The 21849-nt window shown below is 39.0% G+C and carries 21 protein-coding genes and 1 other RNA gene; 12 read left to right on the forward strand and 10 right to left on the reverse strand.

Annotated features, from left to right (window positions below):
- The 3 genes from ssrS to NL42_RS06295 form a co-directional block, all read right to left on the reverse strand.
- Nucleotides 1-161: non-coding RNA, 6S RNA (ssrS, locus tag NL42_RS06285), on the reverse strand; the annotation flags it as partial.
- A gap of 188 nt (nucleotides 162-349) precedes the next feature.
- A complete protein-coding gene (locus NL42_RS06290) occupies nucleotides 350-634 on the reverse strand; it encodes a cell division protein ZapA (RefSeq protein WP_003652859.1) in 285 nt (94 codons plus the stop codon).
- Nucleotides 631-1191, reverse strand: a complete 561-nt coding sequence (locus NL42_RS06295; RefSeq protein ID WP_016138884.1) for a hypothetical protein — start codon at nucleotides 1189-1191, stop codon at nucleotides 631-633. Before NL42_RS06295 ends, NL42_RS06290 begins: the two co-directional genes overlap by 4 nt.
- A gap of 64 nt (nucleotides 1192-1255) precedes the next feature.
- Here NL42_RS06295 and NL42_RS06300 point away from each other — a divergent pair, with 64 nt between their 5' ends.
- From NL42_RS06300 to NL42_RS06320, 5 genes are all read left to right on the forward strand, one after another.
- Nucleotides 1256-1885, forward strand: a complete 630-nt coding sequence (locus NL42_RS06300) for a UPF0149 family protein (protein ID WP_461312146.1) — start codon at nucleotides 1256-1258, stop codon at nucleotides 1883-1885.
- A 67-nt stretch (nucleotides 1886-1952) separates the two neighbouring features.
- Nucleotides 1953-3272, forward strand: a complete 1320-nt coding sequence (gene pepP, locus NL42_RS06305; protein ID WP_461312147.1) for a Xaa-Pro aminopeptidase — start codon at nucleotides 1953-1955, stop codon at nucleotides 3270-3272.
- A 31-nt stretch (nucleotides 3273-3303) separates the two neighbouring features.
- Nucleotides 3304-4512 carry a 2-octaprenyl-6-methoxyphenyl hydroxylase gene (gene ubiH / locus NL42_RS06310; protein WP_004793923.1) on the forward strand — a complete coding sequence of 403 codons (1209 nt, stop codon included), beginning with the start codon at nucleotides 3304-3306 and terminating at the stop codon, nucleotides 4510-4512.
- The gene (locus NL42_RS06315) at nucleotides 4509-5741 is read left to right on the forward strand and encodes an FAD-dependent monooxygenase (protein ID WP_461312148.1); all 1233 of its coding nucleotides are present in this window, start codon (nucleotides 4509-4511) and stop codon (nucleotides 5739-5741) included. Before ubiH ends, NL42_RS06315 begins: the two co-directional genes overlap by 4 nt.
- 207 nt (nucleotides 5742-5948) lie before the next feature.
- On the forward strand, nucleotides 5949-6200 hold the full coding sequence (locus tag NL42_RS06320) for a hypothetical protein (protein ID WP_016138879.1): 252 nt from the start codon (nucleotides 5949-5951) through the stop codon (nucleotides 6198-6200).
- Between the two features lie 61 nt (nucleotides 6201-6261).
- On the opposite strand, the gene NL42_RS06325 is transcribed toward NL42_RS06320, so the two are convergent.
- The gene (locus NL42_RS06325) at nucleotides 6262-6663 is read right to left on the reverse strand and encodes a MerR family transcriptional regulator (protein ID WP_461312149.1); all 402 of its coding nucleotides are present in this window, start codon (nucleotides 6661-6663) and stop codon (nucleotides 6262-6264) included.
- Nucleotides 6664-6728: 65 nt separating this feature from the next.
- Between NL42_RS06325 and NL42_RS06330 the strand changes: the two genes are divergently transcribed.
- Nucleotides 6729-7370, forward strand: a complete 642-nt coding sequence (locus NL42_RS06330) for a cation transporter (protein WP_461312150.1) — start codon at nucleotides 6729-6731, stop codon at nucleotides 7368-7370.
- Between the two features lie 56 nt (nucleotides 7371-7426).
- On the opposite strand, the gene NL42_RS06335 is transcribed toward NL42_RS06330, so the two are convergent.
- Nucleotides 7427-8029 carry a LysE/ArgO family amino acid transporter gene (locus tag NL42_RS06335; protein WP_461312151.1) on the reverse strand — a complete coding sequence of 201 codons (603 nt, stop codon included), beginning with the start codon at nucleotides 8027-8029 and terminating at the stop codon, nucleotides 7427-7429.
- Between the two features lie 105 nt (nucleotides 8030-8134).
- On the opposite strand from NL42_RS06335, the gene NL42_RS06340 reads away from it, so the two are divergent.
- On the forward strand, nucleotides 8135-9025 hold the full coding sequence (locus NL42_RS06340; RefSeq protein WP_144733375.1) for a LysR family transcriptional regulator ArgP: 891 nt from the start codon (nucleotides 8135-8137) through the stop codon (nucleotides 9023-9025).
- 3 nt (nucleotides 9026-9028) lie between these two features.
- On the opposite strand, the gene NL42_RS06345 is transcribed toward NL42_RS06340, so the two are convergent.
- The gene (locus NL42_RS06345) at nucleotides 9029-9415 is read right to left on the reverse strand and encodes a hemin receptor (RefSeq protein WP_461312152.1); all 387 of its coding nucleotides are present in this window, start codon (nucleotides 9413-9415) and stop codon (nucleotides 9029-9031) included.
- Between the two features lie 90 nt (nucleotides 9416-9505).
- Complete coding sequence (gene rsmI / locus NL42_RS06350) at nucleotides 9506-10342, reverse strand: 16S rRNA (cytidine(1402)-2'-O)-methyltransferase (protein ID WP_016138874.1); 837 nt, start codon at nucleotides 10340-10342, stop codon at nucleotides 9506-9508.
- Between the two features lie 208 nt (nucleotides 10343-10550).
- Here rsmI and NL42_RS06355 point away from each other — a divergent pair, with 208 nt between their 5' ends.
- From NL42_RS06355 to NL42_RS06365, 3 genes are all read left to right on the forward strand, one after another.
- Nucleotides 10551-10952, forward strand: coding sequence for a YraN family protein (locus tag NL42_RS06355; RefSeq protein WP_461312153.1), 402 nt, complete (start codon nucleotides 10551-10553; stop codon nucleotides 10950-10952).
- Between the two features lie 77 nt (nucleotides 10953-11029).
- A complete protein-coding gene (locus tag NL42_RS06360) occupies nucleotides 11030-11737 on the forward strand; it encodes a BON domain-containing protein (RefSeq protein WP_016138873.1) in 708 nt (235 codons plus the stop codon).
- 3 nt (nucleotides 11738-11740) lie between these two features.
- Nucleotides 11741-12604, forward strand: coding sequence for an alpha/beta hydrolase (locus NL42_RS06365; RefSeq protein WP_016138872.1), 864 nt, complete (start codon nucleotides 11741-11743; stop codon nucleotides 12602-12604).
- Nucleotides 12605-12632: 28 nt separating this feature from the next.
- On the opposite strand, the gene nudC is transcribed toward NL42_RS06365, so the two are convergent.
- From nudC to dnaQ, 3 genes are all read right to left on the reverse strand, one after another.
- A complete protein-coding gene (gene nudC, locus NL42_RS06370; RefSeq protein WP_461312154.1) occupies nucleotides 12633-13376 on the reverse strand; it encodes an NAD(+) diphosphatase in 744 nt (247 codons plus the stop codon).
- Nucleotides 13376-15019 (reverse strand): chemotaxis protein, encoded by a 1644-nt coding sequence (locus NL42_RS06375; RefSeq protein ID WP_461312155.1) that lies wholly within the window; start codon nucleotides 15017-15019, stop codon nucleotides 13376-13378. Before NL42_RS06375 ends, nudC begins: the two co-directional genes overlap by 1 nt.
- Before the next feature lie 131 nt (nucleotides 15020-15150).
- Entirely contained in the window at nucleotides 15151-16527 is a 1377-nt protein-coding gene (gene dnaQ / locus NL42_RS06380) for a DNA polymerase III subunit epsilon (protein WP_461312156.1), read from the reverse strand.
- A gap of 232 nt (nucleotides 16528-16759) precedes the next feature.
- Here dnaQ and NL42_RS06385 point away from each other — a divergent pair, with 232 nt between their 5' ends.
- The gene (locus NL42_RS06385; protein WP_461312157.1) at nucleotides 16760-19969 is read left to right on the forward strand and encodes a LysM peptidoglycan-binding domain-containing protein; all 3210 of its coding nucleotides are present in this window, start codon (nucleotides 16760-16762) and stop codon (nucleotides 19967-19969) included.
- 15 nt (nucleotides 19970-19984) lie between these two features.
- Nucleotides 19985-21820 carry an extracellular solute-binding protein gene (locus NL42_RS06390; RefSeq protein ID WP_461312158.1) on the forward strand — a complete coding sequence of 612 codons (1836 nt, stop codon included), beginning with the start codon at nucleotides 19985-19987 and terminating at the stop codon, nucleotides 21818-21820.
- The last annotated feature ends 29 nt before the right edge of the window (nucleotides 21821-21849 follow it).

A 21849-nucleotide genomic window follows, 5' to 3' on the forward strand; every position in this document is an offset into this window, starting at 1 on the left:
ATGTGTCGTTACCCTGAACCCGATGAGTTCAAGGTGGACGCGACGTATACTTGCTGGGTTTCCTACACGAAAGTAGGCATACACTCTAAATATACAGAACACATCCATAAGTTTAAGTATCGGCAGGGGAATAGACCCGCTGGCGAACACCCCAGAGACAATTCAAGTATAACCGATCTGACTATGTTGGCAATCCTCAAATCCTCAGGAACTGTAAACTTAGTTTGCGTTTGATGAAGCTTTGTACACTAATATGCAAAAATCATTTCCAATTGCGCTTAATAGCCTCAATAAAAAACGCCTTGCATCTATTCTTCATAGAGCAAGGCGTTTTTGTATGGATGGTTTATTAAACAATTTGTTCAACATCATCCAATATCGTTTGCAGTAAACGTTCACAGTGAGTGTATTCTTGCAAAGACTTATTAAGGCTCAGTACTTCTTGAGTCAATTGTAGAGCAACCATAATGACCAGTTTATTGTGCTCAACACGTGGAGCACTACGACGCATCTCATTAAATTTCTCATTGAGAAGTTCTGCTGCACGTTCAAGTTCGTCTTTTTTATCTAACGTAGTCGCGAGTCTAAAGGTCTGCTCAATCAGCCTAAGCTCTACCATGACTTGTTCACTCATGATTGGGTCTCCTCACCAGTTTCAGCATTAGGATGGGCAAGCTGCTGAATTTCTTGAGCATGCTGATCTTGGGCAGTGCCTAAAATTCCTAAACGCTGAATAATGGCTTCAACTTTTGATTTAGCAAGCTCATTTTTTTGTAACAAACGATCACGATCTTGTTGTAAATCATGAAGCTCTTGCTGAGTTTGACGCTGGTGGGCTTGTAACTTTTCTTTTGCAACACGTAATTCATTGCGTTCGGCAAGAATTTCTTGAAAACGATTTTTTAAATCAGTCGTACTTTTTTCTAATCGACTATAACGTTCAGCAAGTGTGTTAGCATCCTGATTCAATTGTTGAAATTGACCTTTTAACTGAGATAGTTGCTCAGTTACCGACTCAATTTCCTCTTGTTTTTTAGTGATAATACTATTTTTTTGCACAACTTGTGCGTGATGCTCTGTTTCAGCCAGTTCTTTAGCTTCCGAGAGTGTCGCATGTTCACTCTCTAAATGATGTAAGCGTGTTTTTAATACGCTAATATGCGCTTGTAGCCGCTGTAATTGTTCTAACATAACGAGGTCGCACAGAATTGCAATCAAAGGTAATATATACAAAGTATAGAGATTGGATAAACGAATGCAAGACGATATTTCAGGCTGGACAGATTGGAACGCTCATTTTGAAGGAATTGAAGAAATTTCAAGCCCTAGTGAGTTACATGGTCTATTAACAGGTATTGTTTGTGTGACAGAAGCACCAACACGTGAAGAATGGTCACAAATTTTAACAACCCTTAATGTGCCAGAGTTAAGTGAAGATGCTTTAGCACTTTTAACTGATGAAGCAGAAGATGTCGTTCACGCTATATCTGATGATGAATTAGATTATTTACCAATGCTTCCTGATGATGAACATACGCTTCAAGAACGTGTACAAGCATTATCAGATTGGTGTGCGGGTGTTGTATTAGGTTTTGGGCTGGCATCGGGTCATATTCGTGATGATGAACTTGAGTTGATTGAGAACCTTCAAGATATTGCAGCAGTTGAATTTGAAGACTCTGATAATGATGAGGAAGGTGAAAGCAGTTACGAAGAGTTGTATGAATTTGTACGCTTAATTCCTGTAAGTTTATCTATTGGCAGAAAAAAAATTACTGTCACTGAAAGCTCTTTATTGAAAAACTTTCATGCGAAAAGTAAATCTGCTGCTGTAGCTACAGAACAAAATGTTGTAGAAATGTTTACTCCACATCGCCCAAGCTAATTGAGGCGATGTGTTATTGGTTGTATTTTATTTTTTGACTTTAAAATTCTAAATCAAGTAGATCATTATGAAATTGCCTCAAGCTGATTTTCGACATCGTAGAGACCGTTTGGCAGAAAAAATGGGTCCAAACAGCATTGCAATTATTGCAACGCGTGAGGAAATGTACCGTAATCGTGATGCGGATTATAAATTCCGTGCCGATAGTAGTTTTTTCTATTTGACGGGCTTTGCTGAGCCTGAGGCAGTTGCTGTCATTGAAACCTTCGACGATGAAGACTATAGCTATAGTCTTTTTTGCCGTGAACGTAATCGCGAGATGGAAATCTGGAATGGTTTCCGTGCCGGAGTTGATGGTGCAGTTGAAGACTATGATGCTGATGAAGCATATGTAATTGATTTGCTTGATGAAGAAATTATTGAAAAATTATTAAATAAAGAGCGTCTTTATTATCGTATTGGGCACAATGCTGAGTTTGATGCACGGGTGAGCCAGTGGATTAAAAAAGCAGATGACGAACACCGACATGAGAGTGCTCCAGCTCAATTGCTCCAGCTCGACCGTATTGTTGATGAAATGCGTTTAGTTAAGTCACCACAAGAACTTGAGCTGATGCAAATTGCTGCAAATATTAGTGCCGAAGCACATACGCGTGCGATGCAAACGGTACGTCCAGGCATGATGGAATATGCCCTTGAAGCTGAACTCAATTATATTTTTGGGAAAAATGGTTGTGTTCCGTCTTATAACAGTATTGTAGGCGGTGGGGCTAATGCTTGTGTTTTACATTATGTTGAAAATAACAAGCCACTCAAAGATGGTGATTTAGTCTTAATTGATGCTGCATGTGAATATGAATTCTATGCGTCAGACATCACCCGTACTTTTCCGGTCAATGGTAAATTTAGTGCTGAGCAAAAAGCATTATATGAAGTTGTATTGGCTGCCCAATATGCAGCGATTGACGCAGTTCGTATTGGTAATTCGTACCGTGAGCCTCATGAAATAGCAGTTAAAATTTTAACTGAAGGCTTAGTTAATTTAGGTTTGCTCAAAGGTGATGTTAACGAACTCATCGAAACCGAAGCATACCGTCAGTTTTATATGCATGGCACAGGTCATTGGCTAGGCATAGATGTACACGATGTCGGATCTTACAAAAAAGGTGAAGACTGGCGTCAATATGAAGAGGGTATGGTCATTACAGTTGAACCTGGTTTATACATCGCACCAGATGATGAAACTGTAGATGAAAAATGGCGTGGTATTGGTATTCGTATTGAAGATGATGTGGTCGCAACCTCGAAAGGACCACGAGTTTTAACTGCTAATGTGGTTAAAGATATTGCAGATATTGAACATTTAATGGCGCAAGCTAAAGCATAATTAAACGTATTCGCCAAAGGAGCAAAACTCGATGCAACAACAAGTGATTATTGTAGGTGGGGGAATGGTGGGTTTGAGCCTTTCACTCATGCTGGCGAAAGCTAATATTGCGGTAAAGCTATTAGAAGCTGTGAAATATCCAAACTATGATGATCAAAATGTTGCCCCTTACCATTCGAGTTTTGATGCTCGTAATACGGCTTTATCGCGTCGTAGCGTACAGATTTATCAGAAGCTAGGGTTGTGGGATGCATTACAGCAACATGCCACTCCAATTTTGCAAGTCCATATTACAGAGCAAGGTAGTTTTGGCAAGGCACGTTTAATTGCAGAACAAGAAAAAGTCGAAAGCTTTGGGCAAGTAATTGAAAATGCTTGGCTTGGCCGTGTGCTTTTAACTCAAGTGCGCCAACAACCTTTGATTGAGCTAATTGATGGTGTACAGGTTACAGCTTTAACTCAAGATGCCGAACAAGTACATATTGAAGCTTTGCGTGGCGAGGAAACTTTAAAACTTGAGTCAAAATTATTAATTGCGGCTGATGGGCGCGATTCTTTTTGTCGTCAGGCAATTGGTGTGGGTGTTGATGTTCATGACTATGATCAGGTTGCAATTGTGACTACGGTTCAGACATCAAAACCTCATGAACAGGTAGGTTTTGAACGGTTTAGCGCATTAGGCCCTTTAGCCTTATTACCTTTACCTGGTGAATACCGCCGTTCAGTGGTATGGCCTGTGAAAAAAGGCACCGAAAATGAATGGCTAGGTGATGAAAATGACCAGCATTTCTTAAGTGCTTTACAACAAACCTATGGTGACCGAGCGGGTAAATTTGAAAAAACGGGTAAACGTTTTAGCTATCCACTTTCACAAGTGCTTGCACATAAACAAGCTGTTGGTCGTGTTATTTTAATGGGTAATGCAGCGCATACAATTCATCCGGTTGCAGGGCAAGGTTTTAATTTATGCCTACGTGATGCCGATGTTTTAGTGCGTTATTTAGTTAACCAATTAACTACTTCTGATGATTTAGGTAACCCAGATAACTTACTTGCCTATGAACAAGCTCGTTTATCAGATCAGCAGCGCGTGATTAAGTTCTGTGACACTGTAGTTCGTGGTTTTAGTAACCAAAACCCATTATTAAAATTAATTCGTAATACGGGGTTAATTGCATTTGATGTCATTCCGGGTGTAAAACCATTGGTAGCTAACTATGCAATGGGGTTAAAAGCATGAGTGAAGTGTTGGATGTCGTCATTGTTGGTGGTGGATTGGTTGGTGGTTTAACTGCTTTATTACTTGCGCAAGGTGGCGTACAACCCACAGTGCTTGATGCTGCTCCTGTGCTTGATGTTGAAAAAACATTAAGCGTGATGAATCCACGTGTTTTAGCCTTAAGCCAAGCGACCATTCATTTGCTTAACACGGTAAATGTTTGGGATGATCTGGCACGTCAAATGCCTTATACAGGCATGCAGGTCTGGAATCTTAATGGCTACGGTGAAATTAATTTTGGCCATGAGTCCATACAAAGACCGATACCAGAGCAAGCCTTAGGTTCTATGGTGGAACCAAGTGTACTGAACGTTGCCATTCAGCAAAAAATGTTGCAGCAGCTTACAGATTACCGTACTCAAGTGCGTGTTACACGTATTGAGCAGGGTGTTGGATGTTGGCATATTCAATTAGCAGACGGCACTATACTTAAAACTAAATTGCTTATTGGTGCAGATGGTGCAAATTCATTTGTACGTGAACAAGCTTTTATTGATCTTGACGTACTAGATTACAAACAAGCAGCCATTAGTTGTGCAATTAGAACAGCAAAACCCCATCATTATGTTGCCCGTCAAATTTTCCTACCTACAGGACCTTTGGCATATTTACCTATGGCAAGTCTTGAAGAAACTGAAAATGGATATTGGCAATCCATTGTCTGGACACTACCAGATGATTATGCCGATGAATATTCAGCTTTAAACGATACGGCGTTTATGCAACTTTTAACTCAAGAAAGCCAACACATGTTGGGTAAGGTGTTAGAGGTTCGTTCAAGAGCACAATTTCCACTCAAAGCTCGCGCTGCAAAACAATATGTAAAAGCAGGCTTAGCGTTGATTGGTGATGCCGCACATGTGATTCATCCACTTGCTGGTCAAGGGGTAAATATTGGCTGTCTTGATGCGGCAGTGCTGTGTGATGTATTGCTTCACGATTTAAAGCGTGGTGTATGGGCGCATGAGCAAACTTTAATGCGCTATGAACATCGCCGTAAAGGTCAAAATGATGCAATGATGCATAGCATGTCGGCAATTGGTTGGCTTGAAAGTAGTGAATTATTTCCAGTCGTGTGGGCTCGTAATATGGGGCTTAAGCAAGTTGAGCTTACTCCAGTTTTAAAAGATCGATTTATGCAACAAGCAAATGGTTTAGGGGCTTTACAAAGTACCCGCTATTGGCATTAAAATATTTACCTGATCAATACTCTACTAAGCGAATTCAATGCCAGTAGATATTTTTTGAACAATCATTTATATATCATTACCAATTTGGTCATAAAAGATACGGAATTGACTAATTTGGCTCTTTGCTAAACGCAAAGAGATTGCTAAATTTCTGAGGTCTTGGGACCATAGCGATGATGCAATAAAAATCATTGTGGGGAGTGTGAAATGTCAGATATCAATGATTATGAAGATGCAGAAGATTCTGCTGTAGATGAAGATGAAGCGAAAGCAGCCGAAAGCGGTGCAGCTGATGAAGAAGTAGGCGGTATGAGTGATACTGATCTTGCTGAGGCAGAAACGCTGACTGTAACTGCTAAACAGAAACAGCGCCAAGCGCTGGAAGATGAAATCGCCGCATTTTTAGCTCGGGGTGGAAGAATTACCGAAGTTCCTCCTGATGAACATAGCGACCATTAATCTTAAAAAAGCATCACATGAGTGGTGCTTTTTTATTTGTGTAAATTTACTAAAATAGGTTTTAAGGAGAGCTTTGTAGTTCTTTTAAAATTCCACATTCATCTACTGTTCGATTGGTAGAGCAGTGCTGTTTTAAATCAATTAAAGATTCTTTTAAAAGCAATAATCGTTCAATTTTTTCAGATACTTCATTTAAGTATTTATCTACTAAATTATCAATTTTCGTACATGCCTGTTTAGGCTGAGATTTCATTTCTTTTAACGTTTTAATATCACTGAGTGAAATATCTAATTCTCGGCAATGCTTAATAAACAATAGGTCGTTCAGCGTTTGCTCGGTATAAATACGATAATTATTTTCTGAACGTTGGATACGGTCCAACACACCTACTTTTTCGTAATAACGGATCGTATCAATTGGAACATCCGCTTTTTTTGATAATTGACCAATAGAAAGATTCATAAGGCTTGACTCTGGAGCTACTCAAGGGTTTTTAATCACTATAAAAGAGTTCTTGAGGAAATAAAATGGCTGGATGTGGTTGTGCTTCAACATGTTCTCCTTCAAAAAAGGTGAGTCCACGTTTTAGAAGAGCGTTATGGATTGCACTTGTGATCAATGCTTTGATGTTTGTAGTTGAAATATTGGGCGGTTATAAAGCCCAATCTGTTTCATTGTGGGCCGATGCATTAGATTTTGCCGGAGATGCAGCAAATTATGCATTATCTTTAGTTGTGCTTTCGATGAGTTTGTATTGGCGTGCAACAGCTGCATTACTTAAAGGAATAACGATGGCAGCTTTCGGTGTTTTTGTTATTGCGAAAGTGGTCTGGTCATATTTTTATGGTGTTCCACCTGAGCCTATGGTGATGGGAGCAATTGGCGTGATGGCTTTAATTGCTAACGTTTCAGTTGCGCTGATGCTCTATGCGTACCGTGATGGAGATGCCAATATGCGTTCAGTTTGGCTCTGTAGTAGAAATGATTCTATTGCCAATATTGCTGTGATTTTAGCGGCGGTTGGCGTATTTGGAACAGGGAGCGTATTTCCAGATTTATTTGTTGCCTTTGTCATTGCTTACTTGGGTGTGTCTTCTGGTTATGCTGTTATAAAACAGTCTCAGCAAGAAAGAAAACAGTCAAAACTGGTGTTGGGTTCTCAAGCATAATTATGAGCGCATAAAAAGTACCATTCAGACATGGTACTTTTTACTGTTTGAATGCATTAGATGAGAAGCGATATTGCAATACTCCACATAACGCAACCAATAATGAAATCTAAGACTTTCCATGCTTTAGGATTGGTAAATAATGGTTTTAATAACCTTGCGCCATAGCCTAAACTAAAAAAGAAAATCCAAGAGGCAACAATGCTGCCCAAAGCAAAACTAATTTTGTCTTCTAGCTGAGTTGCAACTGAACCAATCAGAACAATGGTATCCAAATAGACATGTGGGTTAAGCCAAGTAAAGGCAAGACAGGTTACTAGTGCTTGAGTTAAAGTCTGTTTCTGGCTGCTATCAAGCTCCATGCTTTGGGTAGTTTTTAAGGCAGCATAGAATGCTTTCGCACCGTAGACGAATAAGAATGTTGCACCTAAATATTTAGCGACCGTAATTAAGATCGGTGATGCTGTCATGATTTCGGCAAAACCTAATACACCAAAAGCGATTAGAATTGAGTCGGACAGCGCACAAATTAAACATAGCCAAAATACATATTGCTGTTTAAGCCCTTGTTTTAGAACAAAAGCATTTTGCGCTCCAATTGCTACAATAAGCCCGCTACCAATACCGAAGCCTTTAAAAAATATACTAAGAGAGAACATAACAATAAGGTGGAAAAATCAGATGTGGGAATTATCTGACTTTTTCTTAAGAAATAAGTAAAATTAAGAATATTTAGGTTTGGCTAAAAAAAATTTAGGTTTGATATGCTAGATAGCAAACAATGTGAAGCTTTTCTTGCAGTCGCAGAAGTAGGAAGTTTTGATGCGGCAGGTGAGCATTTATATATTACGCCCTCGGCAGTGTCTTTACGCGTGCAAGCTTTAGAAAAGTATTTAGGCCAAATTTTAATTATCCGTGGGCGCCCATGTGTACTCACACAAGCTGGGCAAACGTTATTGCAACATTTACGTCATACGAGATTAATGGAGCAAAACTTATTACAGGGTTTGATGGGGAAATCATCTGAATCGGAATTCTATAAAATTGCTCTAGCTTCAAATGCAGATTCGTTAGCGACTTGGCTTTTACCTAGCATTCAGCAAACCCTTTTTAAAGAAAAAATAGTCTTAGAACTAAAAATTGATGACCAATCGCATACGCATACTTTATTAGAAACAGGGCAAGTCAACGCATGTATCTCGGCAGAAGAGCAGGTCATGTCAGGCTGTTTAGCTCAACCACTTGGGAAAATGCGTTATAAAATGTTGGCTTCTGCTGAATTTGCAGCTGACTGGTTTAAACATGGCGTAAACCGAGAAACTTTAAGAAATGCACCCGCTGTAATTTTTAACCATAAAGACCTGATGCATTCAGAGGTACTACTGAAATATTATGGTTTGCCTTTGCAGAGCTATCCTTATAGTTTTATTCCTGCTACTGATGCGTTTGTGAAAGCAATCCAATTAGGTTTGGGATATGGCATGGTACCCGAGCTTCAGGTTCAATCTTTGCTAAGCAATGGAACTTTAGTGGATGTTATACCTGAGGCTGAGCTCGACATTCCGTTATATTGGCACCATTGGAAAAGGCAGTCTAAACAGTTGGATGCACTGACAGAGACTATTGTGGAGTCAGCAAAATATATATTGAGATAGTTTTTAGAGGTTTCTTTTTAAATGGCGATTGGAAATATGCTGAATATAAAACTCTATATCTTGTTCTGAGTAACCTAAAAGCTGTCCAATTCTTCGTTCAAGTTCTATACATTTTTCAAAATTAGTTTCTTTAAATAAAGTTTCAATACATATCATGAGTTCATTTAAATCTGCTAAAGCTGCATCTTTATAGATCAGCATAATTGAAAAGGGTAAAGGCAGAGAGGTTTCAATATCTTTACTCAGTATAGATAAAGTACCTTGTTCGAGATGCTTTAAAAAACTGACAGGTAATAGATCGTAAAATAGAGCGATAGGTTTCTCGCCTGAAAATAATAATTCTAGTTCTTGTCCTTCATGAGGGCCAAGTTTGCCCATTTGTTCAGTCATCTTAGTACTCTTATTCTTATATTTTATTATGCAAAATTAACAGATGGTGATGACAAATAGTCTGTGTCATCACCATATCTAATTAAAAAATTAAGATTGAGTTAACTCGAGCGCACGTTGATAAGCGACTTTTTTCTTAATTCCTGTTAAATCGGCAGCAAGTTGAGATGCTGCTTTAACAGATAAGTCTTGAAGTAAACGCTTTAAAAGTTCATCTAGTTTTTCTTGTTCTAGATCTGTTTTTGCAGCTGCACCACCCACAACCACTACAATTTCACCTTTTTCTTGGTTGTGGTCGTTTTCAATGAAGCTGACTAAATCTTTTAAGGTCATTTTTTTTATGGTTTCAAAGGTTTTGGTAATTTCACGTGCAAACCCTACAGGACGGTCTTCACCAAATACTTGAGCCATATCTTTAATAGACTCTAAAATACGATGGGGTGCTTCATAGAAAATTAAGGTTTGAGTTTCGTTCTTAAGTTTTTCTAATTGAGAAATACGTTGTGAGGCTCTCGATGGCAGAAATCCTTCAAAGCTAAAACGGTCACTTGGTAAACCTACCGCACTTAAGGCAGCAATAGCAGCACACGCACCTGGCACAGGAACGACTCTGATGCCATGTTCTTGAGCAGCGCGGACTAATTTAAAGCCTGGGTCACTGATGAGCGGTGTACCTGCATCACTAATTAACGCAACGCTATCGCCAGCAAGTAATTTTTGAACTAACTGCTCAATTTTATTGCTTTCATTGTGGTCATGACATGCAGTAAGTTGAGTCGATATATTATAGTGCTTAAATAATTGTGCTGATTGGCGAGTATCTTCGGCAGCTACAATAGAAACTGATTTTAAAATATCAATTGCACGGAAAGTCATATCATCTAAGTGCCCGATTGGGGTGGCTACAACAAATAACTGAGCACTCATTTGGTTTTACTCCGTACATATAAACAATTTTAATTGGGTAGTTTACCCGAAATTATGATTTGGGCGTGAACAATGTCTGCTAGTTTGAGCTTTTCGAAAAAGATCTGATTTTCATTTGTTCGATTTAGAGTTGATGCGACAGATGAATTTAAGAAAATAACTTACGCATAAAAACATCTAGAGATGCTTTTAATTGGGGAAAATAAAAATGTTATTAGCACAACAGTTGGGGAAATGGGCAGAGCAAACTGCTTTAAGCCTTTTACAAGCACAAAACTATGTATGGGTCACAAGTAATTACCATTCACGCCGTGGCGAAGTGGATTTAATCGTCAAAAGAGGGCAAGAGTTAGTTTTTGTTGAAGTAAAAGCACGCACTATAGGAAATTATGGGCAGGCTTGTGAAATGGTAACGTGGACAAAACAGAAGAAAATTATCAAAACTGCGATGCGTTTTTTACAGCGCTATCCATCTTATCAGGATTTTTATTGTCGTTTTGATGTGATTTGTTTTGATTTTCCACAGAAAATTGCAAAAACAGTACAGCATGACTTTTCAAAATTCCATTATGATCTGCAATGGATCGAAAATGCATTTACTTTGAATTAAGAGTTCATTACTCTTTTGAGCAAATTTAAGTCTGATGCTTTATGATCAAGCCAAGCAATTGATAGGAGTCTGGTGGAGTGTTAAAACGTATTGCTGTAACAATGCTTTGTGTCGCAAGTTTATCAGGTTGCGCAAGTTTTATTTCTGGTGGAACAGGCACAGCTCCAGTGGGCACAGATAGCGGTGTCCGCAGTCTAGGCCAAGTATTCATTGACTCTTCAATTAAACGTACAGCAAATATCAACATTTACAAACTTGATCAACGTTTCAAGCAGTCACGTATTAATATCGAAAGCTTCCACAGTACAGTTTTATTAACTGGCCAGGTACCAGACCCGTACTTGAAACAATTGGCAGAAGACAACCTTAAAGCCATGAGTGATGTGAAAGCCGTACATAACTATATTACGGTGGGTAACAAGGTTAGCTATAACACCATCATGCAAGATGCGGGTGTAACAGCAAATACGCGTGCTCTTTTAATGAAAGCACCTGTGGTTTCTGATAGTAAGGTTCTTGTACATACCGAAGATGGTGTGCTTTATGTAATGGGACGTTTAAATACTGCTGAAATTAATGATTTAAACAGTGTTTTACAAAACGTTGGTAACGTCACCAAAATTGTCACTTTAATTGATAATATTGATTTGGCACCTGCTCCAGCAGCAAGTTCTGGTAATACAACGACTACGCCGATTATTAATAACGTCATTGCTCAACCAACAGTTCAAACACCTGTTGCAATTGATCCTGACCAAACAGATCCTGCTTCGACTGCACAGTAATATATGAATCTGATTGAACAAGTACAAAGCAAAATTGAACAGGCGCGAACTCTTTATAAAGATTTCCGCCTGTATGATTTGGGGAGTTTTGCTTTAAACCGTTTTACGCCAAAAGATGGTTTTGAGCAGGTTCCAAATGTTCGTTATGGCCTAAAGCCTCGCCACCGTTTGGATGTTTACCGATCTGTTAAAAAGCTAACTCATCAGCCCCTTATTGTTTTTGTGCATGGCGGGGCTTGGCAACATGGTAATAAACGAGATTATCTTTTTATTGGTGAGACATTTGCCAAAGAAGGCTATGACGTTGCTGTGATTAACTACCAGTTAGCACCTAAAAATATTTTCCCAAGTTTTGTTGATGACCTGACTCAGGCATTGAATTATTTGCATCAAAACCAAGACAAACTAGAAATCTCTACAGAAAATATTGTGCTCATGGGACATTCTGCAGGCGCATTTAATGTCATGTCTGCTGTTTATCACCCTGATTCAACTAAAATTGAGTGTCTAGGGAAAATTAAGGCAATAATTGGTTTAGCTGGGCCTTATCATTTTGACTACAAGGGTGACCCACTGGCCGAAGATGCATTTGATCAAGGCATCTCTTATAAAGAAGTCATGCCATATTATTTCGTCAATCAAAATAATATTAAACATTACCTTTTGATGGCTGAAAATGATCAGATTGTGAAAAAACACAATACTTTAGATATGGATTTAGCACTTAGAGAAAAGGGAAATCACAGCCATATCGCCGTGATTCCTAAAACTGGACATATTACAATTTTGGCCAGTCTCTCTAGTTTTATTAGTCATTACTTCAGGACTAAAAGAACTATTTTACATTTTCTTGAAGAAGTGTTTTAAACGATACTCTCGTTTAAAACACGGCAGATTACTCGGCTTGGGTAATCTGCATAATCATTGAATGAGCAATACTACCTTTAAATGGAATTTCAGGTAATTGATCAATTTTGAAGAATTGTGCATCTGCAATTTCTTCTTCTTGTAGCTTAATTTCACCAGACTCATATTCTGCTCTAAACGCAACCATAAGGTTACTTGGGAACGGCCAAGGCTGACTTGACATATATTGAACATTTTTGAGTCTTAGGCCTACTTCTTCAAAAGCTTCGCGTTGTACTGCTTCTTCAAGCGTCTCACCGACCTCAACAAAACCCGCGATCAAACCATACATGTTAGTTTTATTGTGAACTGACTTCGCCAGCAAGATTTCATCATCACCTCGCGTAATGACGGTAATAATGCATGGGTTTACACGAGGATATTGGTGATAGCGACAAGAAGGACACACCATTGCATATTCAGTTGGATGAACTTCTGTTGGGTGTCCGCAGTGACTACAAAACTTATGATTGCGTCGCCATTCAAGTAACTGTACAGCGCGGCTTGCTTGTAAAAACTGTTCTTTCGACCAACTTGTAATGAGTTGGCGAATTGGAACCAGTTGTAAGCCTTCGGGGATCGGTTCCTCAGCAAGCAAGTCACGTGCAATGACCTGTTCATCATGAGTGAAAAGTAAATCACTTGCTAACTTTTCGACTTTGGGTAGTTGAAGGTTTTGATCAACCAGTAATTGTTGATGATGAAAAATATAAGCAAGTGATAATTCAGACATTAAGCTGCCTTTTCTTGAAGTTGTTGACTACTCGACAATGCTACATTAAACATGGATTGTAGAACAGGTTGTTTATTTTTTAAATTGTCAACCAACATGTCAAGGCCCGCTAATACGTTAAAAATACAGTGAATTTGGTCTGTATTAAAAGGCTGGTTTTTTTCAAGTTGTTGCTGAACAAATTGAGCAGTCTGAAGTAAAGCATCTTGTTGAATGGTGCTTCCTAGAAATTCGGCTGCACCCGCTAGCTCTTTTAATGAACCTGCAATTGCCTCTATATTTTGTGTTGAATCATTTGCATATAACGTCAGGCTCTGACAAATAAAATCAATTAAATTTTTCGTCTCGGTGAGTAAGGCTTGATGTGCCTCATCAAGACGATCTAAAGAAATATTCGTATTGTTCACGTTAAGTTGTAAGCGACTAGACGTATATTGGCGGACCAAAATACCAATTGAGTTCATGGCAGACAAAATGCTGTCCATAAGCTGCTGAGCATAGTTTTCATTACTTAATATATTGAGCTGACTTAAACTGCTAGCTTGTTGAGAAAGCTGAGATGAAGCTTCATCAAGGTTAAGTAGTTTAAATGTATATGCGAGCTGTAAAAGGCTTGTTTGTAATTGCTGTGCTTTTTCAGTCGACATATTTTGATAGTTATATTCAATATCGTTACGCACTTTGTTCATTTCGCTCAAGATTAATTGGCTGACTGCGTGCATGGTGTCGAAGTCAGGACCAAAAAGATGGCGGCTTAAAACCAGTAGTTGCGTGTCCGTTTGTATTTCATCGCCAATATGCAGTTGGTTGCGAATATGGTGAGCAACTTCATCTTCTTGAGCGATAACTATACTTAAAATATCTGCAAGGGCAGCCAAATCGGGCTTAAAAGTTTCTGGAGTTGCTAGGAACTGACCAATATAACTTTCAATATTAATGAGTACACGTAGGCGTGAATCATTTAAAAGCAAGTTATCATTATGGTCGAAAGCATAATTTACGAGTTGCCAATATTGTTGGCTTGGCTGATGGTTTGCCATGCTGACTAAATAGGTCGCAATCAGTTTAAAAGCTTGAAAATTATGAGTAGCTTCTGTCTTATTTAAAAATTGATGCAGAGATAGCTTATAGAGCTGATGAATAAACTGAGTTTGTTCATTTATAAACACTTCTGGAGATGGAAGTTCAAGCGAAGTATTTGCAAGTAAAGGAGCAATCGCTTGTCCAGAAGATGTCAGCGGTTTATTTAAAGCTAATTCTAAATTGTTTAAGGTATTAAGAAGAAACTGAGGTACTTGTAATTCACGCAAACAGATAAACTCAATATATCGTTTTACCATAGTCGTGCCTTCACTCAGTGCAACGACATCGTTCGTATTAATTTGCGTTGGCTTCGCAATAATTTTTTGCATTAGCTCAGTAGAATATTGAGTAATTTTTGCAAGATAGGGGATATCAATTAAACGTAGGACTTGAGTGCATTGCTTAAATTGTTCTAATGCATCATCAATACCAAAAGGGAGTGTTTGTTCTTCAATTAAAGTACTTACTGCGCCCTCAACCAGTTTTATTGAGCGATCAATTTCATGTTTAATGATGAGTAAAGCTGTTGGATCGAAATGAATCGAAGTATGCTCAGACATAAACGTTCCCCTTTGCAAAAAAATCAATTGTTATATTCGTAGTGCTCGGTAATTTGAGCTAAAAATCTATGTGACTAATATAACTTAACTTACAAAGGGGAAAAGCTAAAAAACGCTAAAGAATCAAAAATTTATTTTGCAAAAAGGCAAGGTTCTCCATGTTTTTTCTCAAATTCTTTGACCCAAGTCTCATGTGTATTGAGCTCTTCTTCGGAAGGATGAATAACTGGTAAGTCAATTTGAACCCTGGTTTTATTTGCTGTGTTCAGGCTGTTTTCACTTTGAGATAAGGCATCTATATCAAAAGAAACCTGTCCACCTGTCATTGCTAGGTAAACGTCTGAAAGAATTTCAGCATCGAGTAATGCGCCGTGGAAAGTACGGTCACGTGCTGGAATTTCATAACGTCTTACAAGGGCATCAAGCGAGTTTTTTTGTCCCGGATGTTTGCTTTTTGCTAAAGCTAATGTATCTGTTACCTCACATACTTCCGAAAGCGCAGGAAGGCCAGCGCGTCTAAACTCCATATCAAGGAAGTTCATATCGAAGGTTGCGTTATGAGCAATAATCTCTGCGCCTTTTAAATAATCAAAGAGCGTGTCAGCAATTTCTGCATAGAGCGGTTTATCTTTTAAGAAGTTATCACTGATACCATGGATATTTTCTGAGTCGCCTACGGGTTTTTGCGGGTTAATATAAATATGAATTGAGCTACCGGTGAGTTTCCGGTTAATCATTTCAATCGCGCCCACTTCAATAATGCGATCGCCATCTTGGAAATAAAAACCAGTGGTTTCTGTATCGAGAATCAGTTGTCGAGGCCCTTGTAATTGTAATTTGGCTTCGGTCACAACAATTTGAGGATGAATATTATTAACGGGTTGCTTACTTTCTGGCTCAGCAGCTTCAACTTCAATAACTTCTTCTTCCACAATAATCATCTCAACTTCTTCGGGCTGTTCAAGATCAATATTATCTTCTTCGGCTACTTCTGCCATATCAAACCCAAAAGGGTCATCAAGCAACCAATCCTCTTCAGGCTTTTTTATATCTTGCAGGGCAGTCGCTTGAACTGTTTTTTTTTGCAGTGCGGTTTGATCGGCTCCGATATTTGCAAGCTCATCGGCCATTTCATTGCCAGCATGTCCAGCATGGCCTTTAATCCAATGCCACTCAATATTTCGACCAGCACATACAGCATCTAATTTTTGCCAAAGATCAGGATTTTTTACATCCTTCCAGTTTTTCTTTTTCCAGCCATGAATCCACTCAGTAATCCCTTGCTTCACATAATTTGAATCTGTCCAAATAATTAAATGAGCATCGGTTGGGCAAAATGAAACGCCTTCAATCGCAGCAGTGAGTTCCATGCGGTTATTGGTTGTATCCGGTTCACCGCCAAATAATTTATGTTCACCCTGCTCGGTAATGACATATGCGCCCCAACCACCTAAACCCGGATTGCCACGACATGCACCATCAACATACAGTGTGATTGTTTGAGACATAAATCGAAACCTAAACTAAAAGAAAAAGAACTGAATATGGTGTATTGTATACGCAAAAAGTTCGGTTCCATCGTAACAAAGCAAGGTTTTTTTAATTTCTTGTAACATTTCCATGCAAATGACATCAAATTATTGCCTTGTCTATCTTGCACGCTTTACTACAATGGCATCGAAGACCTAGGGTTTGTGGCCAGACCCCAAAAAATATTACGCGAGTTGTTTGGAAGTTTTTATGTATAAACCAACCACATTTGTGTGGCAGCCATCTGCGGCATCATTGTTCAAAATTACCGTACTTAGCTCTGCTTTAGCTGCGTTGGGTATTACAACAGGCTGTTCATCGACTCCGCAATCTGCAAAAACCTCAAAATCGAAACAGGTCAGTGGTGCAGGTTATTTAGATGCGAGTAGTCTTGACTCTTTGGAAGACTTACTTTCAGCAACCGATATGCGCGCTGTAGAAGGTGATCGTCTGCTTATTTTGAAGCATGGTGATGTCTGGAAGCGTATGTCTGTTGGTTTCAAAATGGACTTGAATCATTGGGATTCACGTATTGAAGCTCAGCGTAGCTGGTTTATTTCTCGTCAGCCTTACCTTGATCGCTTGAGTGCTCGTGCCAGTCGTTATTTGTACCATACTGTGAAAGAAGCTGAACGCCGTGGCTTACCAACAGAACTTGCATTATTACCTGTAATTGAAAGTTCTTATGACCCAGCTGCAACAAGTAGTGCAGCAGCCGCGGGGCTATGGCAGTTTATTCCAAGTACTGGTCGTATTTATGGCTTAAAGCAAACTGGTATGTATGATGGGCGCCGAGATGTGGTTGAATCGACTCGCGCAGCTTATGAATTTTTGGGAAGCCTCTATAATCAATTTGGTTCTTGGGAACTTGCTTTAGCGGCTTATAATGCTGGCCCGGGACGTATTCAACAAGCGATTAACCGTAACCAAGCTGCTGGTTTACCAACTGACTATTGGTCATTAAAATTACCTGCAGAAACGATGAATTATGTTCCACGTTTCTTAGCTGTTGCTCAAATTATTAAAAATCCAAAGGCTTATGGTGTCGAACTACCGCCAATTGCAAATAGACCCCATTTCCGTGAAGTGACTTTATCTGCACCTTTAACTTTAAATGAAATTGCTTCTACCGCAGGGTTAAGCCGTTCAGAACTTTATGCATTGAACCCCGGATATCGTGGTGAAGCAGTAGACCCTGCAAGTCCAATGCGTATTTTGATTCCAGCAGATTTAAGTCCTTCAATTGATAATAAATTAAAAGGTACAAAATCGGGTAGTAGCTCTGGTTGGTGGGCAAATGTAACTTCACCGTCTACACCTACAACTGTTAGTCCTTCTACTACAGTGACAACAAAAACTACTCCTACAACACAAGTTCAGCCAGTTAAACCATCTTCACCAGTGAAGAATAGTTCATCAAAATCTACACCACGTGGTTCAGATGCGTTGGCTGCCTTTGCAGCATCAGCGGATGTACCGAGTGCACCGCGTATTCCTGTAGCTGTAACCAATGCAGCTAACATTAAAAAGCCTGTTAAAATGGAGCCACCAATTTCGGCTTCTGAACGTGAAAAGATTTTAGCGGCGGTTCGCGCTGAAGGTGAAAAAGAGACTGTAGATCAAGCTTTACAACCGCAAGCAACTCAAGCTGAAAAAGATCAAGTCGTTGCTGAATTAAAAGCAATCGCGCCTAAAGGAACTGAAATTGTCGATCCGTATGATGGCAAAATTAGGTTAACCGCAATTCAGACGAGCCAGTCAGTTGCAGAGCAACAAGGTAAAGAGGTAAGTAGAGGTTTTGCTTATCCAAAAACTTTAGCTGAAGATGCCAGCGTTGCGAATTCAGAAGATGGACAGCGCAATAAAGATAAACCTTACATCAAGACTGATACTGATGTAGTGGTTGTACAACCTAAAGGTAAGCGTAGTATTTATACGGTTTTACCGGGCGATACTTTAGCCGTTATTGCAATGAAAAATGGTGTGAACTGGCGCGATGTTGCTAAGTGGAACCAAATTGACCCTGAAAAGACGTTATATGTAGGGTCAACGCTTTATCTTTATGATGCTAAGCCACAAGACACTCAAACTACTTCTAAAAGTACGGCTAAACCAGATGTATATATAGTTGAAGCTAACGACAGTTTAAGCGGTGTTGCTAATCAGTTTAATTTGTCAGTAAAACAATTAGCTGAATATAACGATTTATCAGTGACCGATGGCCTATTTGTTGGGCAAAAACTACAGTTAAAAGAGCCTAAGAATATTCGTTCAATTGCTAAAGCAGAGCCGAAAGCAGTTCAGGCAAGTGCAAAACGTATAGCAACTAAAAGTTATACTGTGAAGCGCGGTGAATACCTTAAATTGATTGCAGATCGTTATGCGCTCTCTAATCAGGAACTTGCTGAATTAACGCCAGGTTTATCTGCGGGTAGTAACTTGATGGCTGGCCAAAAAATTAATGTGCCTACACAAGATATTTCTGTAGATGAAGTCGCTGAAACTAAAACTTCTAGTAAATCTGAGAAGGCGACGCTAAGTGTTTCTTATAAAACAGAAGGCTATAAAGTACAGCGTGGTGATACTTTATCGAGTATTGCAACGAAATCAAAAATTAGCCTAGCGGAGTTAGCCGAGTTAAATAACTTAAAAGCGAGTAGCCATGTACAGCTTGGTCAAACGATAAAAGTACCAGCTGGTGTGAGTGTTCCAGAACAATACGTTGTAAAGTCTGGGGATAGTCTAAATGCGATTGCGAGTAAATATAACTTGCAAACAGGCTATTTGGCTGACTTAAATGGTTTGTCTCGTAGTGCTGGTTTGCGTGCTGGTCAACGTTTAAAACTCACAGGTACAGTTGAAGAAGAAGCACCAACTAAACCTTCTAAAAATACTAAAGAAGAAACACCAGAAACGTATACAGTCAAATCTGGCGATAGCTTAGGTAATATTGCTAACCGTTACCATTTACAGTTGGATTATCTTACTGCATTGAATGGCCTTTCACGTACCAGTAGCGTTCGTGTAGGGCAACGTTTAAAGCTAACAGGTGATGTGCCTACAGTAGAAACAGCTAAAGTTGATAACAAGTCGTCAACTAAAACAGTTGCGGCTGGTAAAAACACTGAAAGATATACTGTTAAATCTGGTGAGTCTTTGAATAGTATTGCGAGCCGTGCGGGTATTTCAGTGCGTGAACTTGCTGAAATGAATGCATTAAAAGCGAGTGCTAATTTACAGCGCGGTCAAAATATTGTGATTCCCAAAACTGTTGTGGAATACAAAGTGAAGCGTGGTGATACATTAATTGGCCTTGCCAGCAAATATGGTTTAGAAACCAATTTCTTGGCTGAGCTGAATAATTTGACGCCTTCTACTCAGCTTCGCATTGGCGACGTCATTAAAGTGCCTAATTTATAAAATAATTAGCAACTTATGCATAAATCATATTTTCAACTGAGCCTGCTAGTCGGGCTCAGTGTTGTTTCTCATGTTGTTTTTTCTGCACAGCAAACCACCTCATATATAGCGATTCATTCCAAGCCTAAATATTTGGGAATGATGGCTATGCCATATGCAAACCCTAATGCCCCTAAAGGTGGCCTGTTAAGTCAGGCAGCTCAAGGAACTTTTGATAACCTCAATAGTATGAATGGTAAGGGGAATGCTACAGAGGGCGTTAATTATCTTTTTGATACTTTAATGACTCAATCGCTAGATGAGGTCGGGGTTTTATATCCGCTTTTGGCCGAGAAAGTGAGTTATGACCCAGAAAAAACGCAGTCTGTTACTTTCTATTTAAACCCTAAAGCGCGTTTTAGTAATGGACAGCCAGTCACTGCGGCAGATGTTAAATTTAGTTTTGATGCCTATCAGACGAAGTCCAATTTAGGTTTACAGATGTACCTTGCTGATTTGGCAAAAACAGAAGTAATAAATGCCCATCAGGTAAAGTTTAGTTTTAAGTCTACCCATAATCCTAAAATGCCATTCATTTTGGCAACCTTACCGATTTATTCAAAAGCGGATTGGCAAAAAAGAGATTTTAGCCGAATTATCCTACAACCGATTATTGGTTCGGGGCCATATGTAGTTGAACGAGTTGATGCAGGTAGAAGTATTAGTTATAAAAGAAATCCAAATTATTGGGCAAAAGATTTGCCTATTAACAAGGGGCGTTATAATTTTGACCGATTAAAATATGTCTATTATCGAAATTGGGATATTGCTTTTGAAGGATTTAAATCTGGGCAATACACTTTGCATGAAGAAACTAATCCTAAAAAATGGGTAACAGATTATCGTTTTCCAGCCGTAAAAGCGGGACTTGTTACTCAATATAAGTTTCGTCACCATAATCCTATCGCTACTGAAAGCTATGTGTTTAACACTAGGCGAAAACCCTTCAATGATATTCGTTTTAGACAAGCTTTAACCTATGCCTATGACTTTGAATGGCAAAATAAAGCTTTGTTTTATGGTCAATATCAACGTCTTCAAAGTTATTTTGAAAATAGTGAATTAGCAGCAACGGGTCGACCTTCAAAACCTGAATTAGAATTGTTAAAACCGTTATTGCCTAAGTTATCTCCACTCATGCAACAAGGTATTTTAGCCGACTGGAAATATCCAGTGTCGGATGCAAGTGGGTTCAACCGTCAGAACTTGTTAACTGCACGGCAATTACTGATACAGGCTGGTTATAAAGTTAAAGAAGGACAGCTATTTACACCTGAAGGAAAAAAAGTTCAGCTTGAGTTTTTAATTCAGCAAGATGGTAAACAACGAACACTTTTACCTTTTATTCGTAACCTAAAAAAGTTAGGCATTGCGGTTAATTTGCGTCAGGTCGATGCTCCGCAATATTTAGAAAGGACTCGTCGTTACGATTTTGATATGACCACAATGAATCTGCCGCAATCTCTCAACCCGGGCAATGAACAAACTCAGTTTTGGGGAAGTATCGCGGCAGCGCAGGATGGAAATTACAATTATGCAGGGATTCGCAACCCAGTAATTGATCAAGTGATTTCAAAACTCGTTGCAAGTAAAAGCCGTGAACAACAGATTATTTATACTCGCATTCTCGATCGATTGCTTAGAGCTGGTTATTATCAAATCCCGACCTATGGTAAAGGTGAAAACTGGTATGCTTATTGGAATATGTATCAACAACCTAAAGTTAAACCAGCACTTTCTTCTGGAATAGAATATTGGTGGAGTGATGCAAATAAAGCCAAAACAGTTGCCAAATATTTACATCAACAATAAAAAGCACCTGCCATAAAGGAAATCCTGTT

This window comes from Acinetobacter sp. GN11 (assembly GCF_054823985.1).

Excerpts from the sequence above, each read along its gene's own strand:
- dnaQ (WP_461312156.1), bottom strand. The coding sequence starts at position 16,527 with ATGTCTCAAACAATCACACTGTATGTTGATGGTGCATGTCGTGGCAAT.
- NL42_RS06345 (WP_461312152.1), bottom strand. The coding sequence starts at position 9,415 with ATGACTGAACAAATGGGCAAACTTGGCCCTCATGAAGGACAAGAACTA.
- NL42_RS06355 (WP_461312153.1), top strand. The coding sequence starts at position 10,551 with ATGTTATTAGCACAACAGTTGGGGAAATGGGCAGAGCAAACTGCTTTA.
- ubiH (WP_004793923.1), top strand. The coding sequence starts at position 3,304 with ATGCAACAACAAGTGATTATTGTAGGTGGGGGAATGGTGGGTTTGAGC.
- NL42_RS06315 (WP_461312148.1), top strand. The coding sequence starts at position 4,509 with ATGAGTGAAGTGTTGGATGTCGTCATTGTTGGTGGTGGATTGGTTGGT.
- pepP (WP_461312147.1), top strand. The coding sequence starts at position 1,953 with ATGAAATTGCCTCAAGCTGATTTTCGACATCGTAGAGACCGTTTGGCA.
- NL42_RS06300 (WP_461312146.1), top strand. The coding sequence starts at position 1,256 with ATGCAAGACGATATTTCAGGCTGGACAGATTGGAACGCTCATTTTGAA.
- NL42_RS06335 (WP_461312151.1), bottom strand. The coding sequence starts at position 8,029 with ATGTTCTCTCTTAGTATATTTTTTAAAGGCTTCGGTATTGGTAGCGGG.
- NL42_RS06385 (WP_461312157.1), top strand. The coding sequence starts at position 16,760 with ATGTATAAACCAACCACATTTGTGTGGCAGCCATCTGCGGCATCATTG.
- rsmI (WP_016138874.1), bottom strand. The coding sequence starts at position 10,342 with ATGAGTGCTCAGTTATTTGTTGTAGCCACCCCAATCGGGCACTTAGAT.
- NL42_RS06340 (WP_144733375.1), top strand. The coding sequence starts at position 8,135 with ATGCTAGATAGCAAACAATGTGAAGCTTTTCTTGCAGTCGCAGAAGTA.
- NL42_RS06295 (WP_016138884.1), bottom strand. The coding sequence starts at position 1,191 with ATGTTAGAACAATTACAGCGGCTACAAGCGCATATTAGCGTATTAAAA.
- NL42_RS06365 (WP_016138872.1), top strand. The coding sequence starts at position 11,741 with ATGAATCTGATTGAACAAGTACAAAGCAAAATTGAACAGGCGCGAACT.
- NL42_RS06320 (WP_016138879.1), top strand. The coding sequence starts at position 5,949 with ATGTCAGATATCAATGATTATGAAGATGCAGAAGATTCTGCTGTAGAT.
- nudC (WP_461312154.1), bottom strand. The coding sequence starts at position 13,376 with ATGTCTGAATTATCACTTGCTTATATTTTTCATCATCAACAATTACTG.
- NL42_RS06390 (WP_461312158.1), top strand. The coding sequence starts at position 19,985 with ATGCATAAATCATATTTTCAACTGAGCCTGCTAGTCGGGCTCAGTGTT.
- NL42_RS06325 (WP_461312149.1), bottom strand. The coding sequence starts at position 6,663 with ATGAATCTTTCTATTGGTCAATTATCAAAAAAAGCGGATGTTCCAATT.
- NL42_RS06375 (WP_461312155.1), bottom strand. The coding sequence starts at position 15,019 with ATGTCTGAGCATACTTCGATTCATTTCGATCCAACAGCTTTACTCATC.
- NL42_RS06330 (WP_461312150.1), top strand. The coding sequence starts at position 6,729 with ATGGCTGGATGTGGTTGTGCTTCAACATGTTCTCCTTCAAAAAAGGTG.
- NL42_RS06290 (WP_003652859.1), bottom strand. The coding sequence starts at position 634 with ATGAGTGAACAAGTCATGGTAGAGCTTAGGCTGATTGAGCAGACCTTT.